Genomic DNA, 7388 nt, shown 5'->3' with positions numbered 1-7388 from the left:
TATCCGGCAGTTCTTCGATCGGGTCAACGACATCCTGTCCTGGGTACCCGACATCCTTTCGCACATGATCGAGCCCATAAAGCAACAGATCGACGCGGTCGACAAGCGTTACCTGGAGTTCCAGAACAAGGTCAACGAATTCTGGCACAACAAGGGCAATACCGACAAGTTGCGTCTTTTCGCAACACAGTGGGCAGAGAAAGTCGGAAATCCCTACGGTGAAGCCGCAGGAAATGTTGCCCTTGAAAAACTCCAGACCAACACGGAATGGCATGGACGTGCGGCGGAGACTTACAAAACAACCGTGCCCGCTCAGGTCAACGGCCTCAATGCCATGAAGGACATCGGCCTTCAGATTCGCAACTCCCTGACGGACCTGGCCAACGGAATCGACAGCTTCTGGGTGACCGTGAACGGGATCCTCATCGGGCTCGCCATAGGAATCGGCGCAACTATCGCCAGCGCGCTCACGGTAGTCGGACTGCCGGCAGCTGTCGCACTCATTCTCACCACCATCGGTGCGGGAGTCGCCGGTATCTTTCAAGCCATCGGCGCAGTACAAACGTTGACGAATCTCATTACCACTCAGCAGATGGCCATCGACGACAAGGTCAGGAACCTGGGTAAGAACTGGGCGATGACGCAGTTCGACAAGATGACACACCCCGGCGACTGGCGGACTGGCTGACCATGCATCCGCCGCCGTATCCACCGCCGCCCGCGAAACGGGAGCACACCCACCTCTGGCTTCCCCCGGCATGGGCCGCTCGTGTCAACAGGCTCCCCTGGCTCGGCGTCCCCGGTGCGCTGTTCGGCCTGCTGGCCGGGATCACCCTGTGGGTGGGCGGACGACGACTGCAACCCTCGCATACGCCAGCCGACATGCTGCCCATCACCATGGCCATCCTGGTCGCCGCGGCAATGGTGCTCTCCGGCTTCACGATCGCCGTTTCCTCGGCCAGTCTGTCCGGAAACTATCTGAACAAGCGCTCAGCGCTGCTGAGCACCGGAATTCTAGGCGGCGCAATCGGCGGAGCGCTGTTCGGCACACTGATCTTCTATGCGGCGTTCATTCCGGACGTCGAGCGCAAGGGCGACGAATTCCGGCCCGAAATCGGGTACACCACACCCGTCGTCCTGTACCTGTCGATCCCGATCGCGATCGTCGCACTCATGACCGTCAATCTCGTGGTCGGTTGGCGCCTTCTCAGGCCATCCGATGCCAGGCTGGCCAAGGCGGTCGCCGACGAACGCTGGGCAGGCCCGGCTCGTCGGTGGTAGCGGGCGCGGCACCGCGTCACTGGTGCCGGCGCAGCATGTCCAGGTCATCGGCGGTGAGGGCCCGGCCGGGCAGCGGGGTTCCCGGACGTGCCCGCAGGCCGTCGAGCATGATGCCGACGCAGCGCTCCGCCGCCATCCGGGCCACGTCCTCCGACTTCGCGCGGTTCTGGCGCATCAGCACCGCGCACATCATCGCGATGTCACCCGCGGCGACGTCGGCGCGGAGGACGCCCTCGTCCTGGGCACCGCGTACCAGATCGGACAAAAGGTCCATCAACTCGGCGCGATGCTTCCTGATCTGAGGATCCGTCTTCAGGATGACGAGGGCCCGCGGCGACAGCATCGCCAGCTGAATGCTCAACTGCAGTTCGACCGAATGGTGCAACAACCACTCCAGCGCCTCCCACGCCGTCGACTTCTCCGCGGCGGCGGCACGCGCGTCGATGAGGACGCGTTCGAAGTTCTCCACCGCGACGGCCCTGATCAGCGCGTCCCGGTCCGGGAAGCGCCGGTAGAGCGTGCCGACCCCGACCCCGGCGGCGCGGGCGATCTCCTCCATCGGGGCCTCGGGCCCGGCGTCGGCGAAGATGGCCCGCGCGGCCGCGATGATCTGGTCACGGTTACGGCGCGCGTCGGCCCGCAGGGTGATCTCGGGGTCAACGGTCATGCGCTCGCCTCTCAACTCGCTCCGGCCGCCCGATTCTCGCACGGGTAGCTGGCGACAGACTCGATGCACAAATGGTCACCCTTTCGCGAGTGGACGAAGACCTTCCGCTTGAGTACCTTGGGGAGCATAACCGGAATGTAACCCTCCACATACATTTCGTCCGGATTGGGGCTCCGCACATGACCGAATTGACCAGTTCTGCCGCGCCCGTCACGTCCTTCCCGGCGAAACGGACTTGCCCGTTCAGTCCGCCACCGGAGTACTCCCGCATGCGGGACGAGGGGCGGGTCGCCATGGCCGCCCTGCCGTCCGGGCAGCGCGCCTGGGTGCTGACCCGGCACGAGGACGTCCGCACCATGCTCACCGACCCACGGTTCAGCTCCAATCGCTTCAATCCCGGGTTCCCGCTGATGATCGAGCGATTCCAGCAGACGGACGAGGAGACCAGGAAAAACCCGTTCAGGGTGTCGCTGATCAACATGGACCCGCCCGAGCACGGGCAAGCGCGCCGTGAGGTCGTCGGCGAGTTCACCGTGAAGCGCATGCGGGCCTTGCAGCCGCGGATCCAGCAGATCGTCGACGAGCACATCGACGCGATGCTGGCCGGACCACCGCACCACGGAAAGAGGTCCGCCGACCTCGTCCAAGCACTGTCCCTGCCCGTGCCATCGCTCGTGATCTGCGAACTACTCGGCGTCCCGTACGAAGACCACGAATTCTTCCAGCAGCGCAGCAGCACGCTGCTGAACCGCCAGGCCGACGCCCCCGAGCGCCAGCAGGCGTCCGACGAGCTGCGGAAGTTCCTGGACGAGCTGGTCACCGCGAAGGAGGCCGCGCCGGGTGACGACCTGCTCGGCCGCCAGATCGTCAAGCAGCGTGAAACCGGCGAGGTCGACCATCTCGGCCTGGTGGCCACGGCGTTCCTGCTGCTCATCGCCGGGCACGAGACCACGGCGAACATGATCTCGCTCGGCACGCTGACGCTGCTGGAGAACCCGGACCAGCTCGCCATGATCAAGGCCGATCCCGGCAAAACCCCCGACGCCGTCGAGGAACTGCTGCGGTACTTCACGATCGCCGAGTTCGCGACGTCGCGGGTCACCACCGAAGACGTCGAGATCGCCGGTGTGGTGATCCCGAAGGGCGAGGGCGTCATCGGGCTGAGCAATTCGGCCAACCGGGACGAAAGCGCGTTCGAGAATCCGGACACTCTCGACATCGAACGCGGTGCGCGGCACCACGTCGCCTTCGGTTTCGGCGCGCATCAGTGCCTCGGGCAGAACCTCGCCAGGATGGAACTCCAGATCGTCTTCGACACCCTCTTCCGCAGGATTCCCACGCTGAAACTCGCCACGAGCGTGGACGAACTGCCGTTCAAGAACGACTCGCAAATCTACGGCCTCCACGAACTTCCCGTGACCTGGTGAGGAGCCGATCATGACCGAGACTCTCGACAGCACGACCACTCCGAACTTCCCCATGGCGCGGGAATGTCCGTTCGCACCGCCCGCCGAATACCGCCAGATCCGCGAGGAAGAGCCGATCTCGAAGGTCACCCTGGTGAACGGCAAAGAGGCTTGGGTGCTGACCCGGCACGAGGACGTCCGCGCGGTGCTGACCGACCACCGGCACTTCAGTTCCGACCGGCTGCACCCCGACTTCCCGAGCCAGATCCCGGGCGGCGCGCGGATCACGGACCGGCGGTCGATCATCGCGATGGACGCGCCGGAGCACGGACCGGCCCGGCGTGCCGTGCTCGGCGAGTTCACCGTCCGCCGCATGGAAGCCCTGCGGCCTCGCATCCAGGAAATCGTCGACGAGCGCATCGACGCGATCCTCTCCTCGCCGAAGCCGGTGGACCTGGTGGAAACGCTGTCCCTGCCGGTGCCGTCCCTGGTGATCTGTGAGCTGCTCGGCGTCCCCTATGAGGACCACGAGCACTTCCAGGCGCACACCGCGACGGCCCTCAAACGCGAGTCCACCATCGAGCAACGCCGCGCCGCGTTCACCGCGATCCGGGACTACCTCGACGAACTGGTCACCCGCAAGGAATCCGAGCCGGGCGACGACCTGCTCAGCCGGCAGATCGCCAAATCCCGCGAAGACGACAGCGTCTACGACCACGAGGGAGTGGTCGAACTCGCCCGGCTGCTGCTCGTCGCGGGCCACGAGACGACGGCGAACATGATCTCGCTCGGCACGGTGGCGCTGCTGGAGCACCCGGAGCAGCTCGCCGCGATCAAGGCCGACCCCGGCAAAACCCTCGACGCCGTCGAGGAACTGCTGCGGTACTCCTCGATCGTCGACGGGATCCCGCGGTTGTGCGTCGAGGACACCGAGGTCGGCGGCGTCACCATCCGGGCGGGCGAGGGCGTGCTCGCGCTCGCCTACTCGGCGAACCGCGCGCCGGAGCCGTTCGAGAACCCGGACGCCCTCGACATCGAACGCGGCGGCCGCCACCACGTCGCGTTCGGCTTCGGGCCGCACCAGTGCCTCGGGCAGAACCTCGCCAGGATGGAACTCCAGATCGTCTTCGACACCCTTTTCGCGCGGATTCCGACACTGAAGCTCGCCACGAGCATGGACGAGCTGCCCTTCAAGGACGACGCCTTGATCTACGGCCTGTACCGGCTTCCCGTGACCTGGTGAGGAGCACCGTCATGACCGAAACTCTGCAGCACACGCACGAATTCCCGCTGGAGAGGACCTGTCCGTTCGCGCCGCCGCCGGAATACCGGGAAATCCGCGAGGCGGAGCCGATCTCGAAGATCGGCCTCCCCGGCGGCAAATGGGCCTGGGTGGTCAGCAGGCACGAGGACGTCCGGATGGTGCTGAACGACCGCCGGTTCAGCTCCAACCGGCAGGACCCCGGCTTCCCGCTGCTCGTCGCCGGCGCCCGCGTCCGGGACAAGGACGCCGAGAAGTCGATCGTCTCGATGGACGCGCCGGAGCACGGGCCCGCCCGCCGTGCCGTGCTCGGCGAATTCACCGTCCGCCGCATGGAAGCCCTGCGCCCGCGGATCCAGCAGATCGTCGACGAACACATCGACGCGATGCTGGCCGGGCCCCAGCCAGCCGACCTCGTCAAGGCACTGTCCCTGCCCGTGCCGTCACTGGTGATCTGCGAACTACTCGGCGTCCCGTACTCCGACCACGAGTTCTTCCAGCAGCGCACCGCGACGATGCTCAAGCGGGACACCCCGCAGCCGGAACGCAGGGCGGCGTTCCAGGCCATCGAGCACTACATGGACGACCTGATCGCCCAGAAGGAAACGGACCCGACCGACGACCTGCTCGGCCGCCAGATCGTCAAGCTCAGCGAGGAGGGCACCTACCGGCGTCCGGCGCTGGTCGCGACGGGATTCCTGCTGCTGCTCGCCGGGCACGAGACCACCGCGAACATGATCTCGCTCGGCACGCTCGCGTTCCTGGAACACCCGGAGCAGCTCGCCGCGATCAAGGCCGACCCCGGCAAAACCCTCGACGCCGTCGAGGAACTGCTGCGGTACTTCACGATCGCCGACGTCGTCACGGCGCGCCTGTGCGTCGAGGACGCCGAGGTCGGCGGCGTCACCATCCGGGCGGGCGACGGCGTGCTCGCGCTCGGCTACTCGGCGAACCGGGACCCCGATGCCTTCGCGGACCCGGACTCGTTCGACATCGAGCGCGGGGCACGGCACCATGTCGCGTTCGGGTTCGGGCCGCACCAGTGCCTCGGGCAGAACCTCGCCAGGATGGAACTCCAGATCGTCTTCGACACCCTCTTCCGCAGGATTCCCACGCTGAAGCACACTGGGGAAGTCGATGATCTGCCCTTCAAGGACGACGCGTCGATCTATGGTTTGTACGAACTCCCGGTGACATGGTGAGGTAGGGGGCCGCATGACCGAGACGATCCACGCCGCGGAAAGCCCTGCCGTTCCGCCGGAGTTCCCGATCGCGCGCGGCTGTCCGTTCGCGCCGCCGGACGAGTACCGGCGCATCCGCGAGGAGCAGCCGATCACCAAGGTCCGGCTGCCCGACGGCCGGGAGGCCTGGGCGCTGTCCCGGCTGGCGGACGTGCGCGCGCTGCTCACCGACCATCGGTTCAGCGCCAACCGCAGGGACCCTCGGTTCCCGGCACTGACGGCCGGTGGCGCGATCCGGCTGCCGGTCGACGAGCGCAGCATACTGACGCTCGACGCGCCGGAGCACGGGCCCGCCCGCCGTGCCGTGCTCGGCGAATTCACCGTCCGCCGCATGGAAGCCCTACGGCCCCGGATCCAGCAGATCGTCGACGAACACATCGACGCCATGCTCGCCGGACCACCGCACCACGGAAAGAGGTCCGCCGACCTCGTCCAAGCACTGTCCCTGCCCGTGCCATCACTGGTGATCTGCGAACTACTCGGCGTCCCCTACGAAGACCACGAGTACTTCCAGCGGCATTCGGCGAAGACGCTCGACCAGGCGATCGGGCCCGAGGAGCGGCAGGCCTCGGTCGACGCCATCATCGCGTACCTGGACGAGCTGATCACCGCGAAGGAGGCGTCACCCGGCGACGACCTCTTCGGCCGCCAGATCGTCAAGCGGCGCGAGGAGGGCACCTACCGGCACAGCGCGATGGTCGCGCTGGCCTTCCTCCTGCTCATCGCGGGCCACGAGACCACCGCGAACATGATTTCCCTCGGCGCGCTCATGCTGATGGAGAACCCGGACCAGCTGGCAGCCATCCGGTCGGATCCGGGAAAGACCCTCGACGCCGTCGAGGAGATGTTGCGGTACTTCACGATCGTCGACACCTTCGTCGCGCGGTTCTGCGTCGAAGACGCCGAGATCGGCGGAGTCACCATTCGTGCCGGCGAGGGTGTCCTCGCCTTGGGGCACATCGCCAACCGGGACCCCGAGCACTTCGCGGACCCGGAGACGTTCGACATCGAACGCGGCGCGCGCCACCACGTCGCGTTCGGTTTCGGGTTCCATCAGTGCCTCGGGCAGAACCTGGCTCGACTGGAACTCCAGATCGTCTTCGACACGTTGTTCCATCGTATTCCCGAACTGAAACCGGCCGCCGGCGTGGACGACCTGCCGTTCAAGGACGACGCGTCCATCTACGGTCTGCACCGGCTGCCGGTCACCTGGTAGGAGGCAAGACGAAATGAAGATCATCGCGGACACCGGGAAGTGCGTCGGCGCGGGTCAGTGCGTACTGACCGAGCCCGCCCTGTTCGACCAGAGCGAAGAGGACGGCACGGTCATCGTGCTCGACGACAAGCCGGAGGGCGAACTCGTCGAGAAGGCCCGCGAGGCCGTGCACGTCTGCCCGAGCCAGGCACTGTCGCTCCAGGAGTGAGCTGCTGAAGGGGGGGGTTGCCCCCGGGCCCCCCCCGGGAATGACCCAAAACCCCCCCCAAGCGCGCGCAATACCCCACGACGGACCAAAAAGCGCCCCCCGCGACAC

Annotated in this window: 8 protein-coding genes; 7 read left to right on the top strand and 1 reads right to left on the bottom strand. The window is 66.4% G+C overall.

Going from position 1 to position 7388, the window contains the following annotated elements; translation table 11 throughout:
- Both ACFWY9_RS01380 and ACFWY9_RS01375 read left to right on the top strand, forming a co-directional pair.
- The coding region (locus ACFWY9_RS01380) for a hypothetical protein (protein ID WP_378337866.1) at window positions 1-688 on the top strand (688 nt) is incomplete at its 5' end.
- A gap of 2 nt (window positions 689-690) precedes the next feature.
- On the top strand, window positions 691-1281 hold the full coding sequence (locus ACFWY9_RS01375) for a hypothetical protein (protein ID WP_378337865.1): 591 nt from the start codon (window positions 691-693) through the stop codon (window positions 1279-1281).
- A gap of 16 nt (window positions 1282-1297) precedes the next feature.
- Here the strand turns inward: ACFWY9_RS01375 and ACFWY9_RS01370 are convergent, their stop codons facing one another.
- Window positions 1298-1948: a TetR/AcrR family transcriptional regulator gene (locus ACFWY9_RS01370; RefSeq protein ID WP_378329489.1), complete on the bottom strand. Its 651-nt coding sequence runs from the start codon at window positions 1946-1948 to the stop codon at window positions 1298-1300.
- A gap of 179 nt (window positions 1949-2127) precedes the next feature.
- Here ACFWY9_RS01370 and ACFWY9_RS01365 point away from each other — a divergent pair, with 179 nt between their 5' ends.
- Genes ACFWY9_RS01365 through ACFWY9_RS01345 form a run of 5 tightly spaced genes read left to right on the top strand, consistent with a single transcriptional unit; the run spans window position 2128 to window position 7280 of the window.
- Window positions 2128-3375: a cytochrome P450 gene (locus tag ACFWY9_RS01365; RefSeq protein WP_378329490.1), complete on the top strand. Its 1248-nt coding sequence runs from the start codon at window positions 2128-2130 to the stop codon at window positions 3373-3375.
- 10 nt (window positions 3376-3385) lie between these two features.
- On the top strand, window positions 3386-4597 hold the full coding sequence (locus tag ACFWY9_RS01360) for a cytochrome P450 (RefSeq protein WP_378329491.1): 1212 nt from the start codon (window positions 3386-3388) through the stop codon (window positions 4595-4597).
- A gap of 11 nt (window positions 4598-4608) precedes the next feature.
- Complete coding sequence (locus ACFWY9_RS01355; protein ID WP_378337864.1) at window positions 4609-5817, top strand: cytochrome P450; 1209 nt, start codon at window positions 4609-4611, stop codon at window positions 5815-5817.
- Between the two features lie 13 nt (window positions 5818-5830).
- On the top strand, window positions 5831-7072 hold the full coding sequence (locus tag ACFWY9_RS01350) for a cytochrome P450 (RefSeq protein ID WP_378337863.1): 1242 nt from the start codon (window positions 5831-5833) through the stop codon (window positions 7070-7072).
- Window positions 7073-7085: 13 nt separating this feature from the next.
- Window positions 7086-7280 carry a ferredoxin gene (locus ACFWY9_RS01345; RefSeq protein WP_378329494.1) on the top strand — a complete coding sequence of 65 codons (195 nt, stop codon included), beginning with the start codon at window positions 7086-7088 and terminating at the stop codon, window positions 7278-7280.
- The last annotated feature ends 108 nt before the right edge of the window (window positions 7281-7388 follow it).

Source organism: Amycolatopsis sp. NPDC059027, from assembly GCF_042739735.1.
Lineage (GTDB): Bacteria > Actinomycetota > Actinomycetes > Mycobacteriales > Pseudonocardiaceae > Amycolatopsis.
This window is presented reverse-complemented; position numbering and strand designations above follow the sequence as displayed.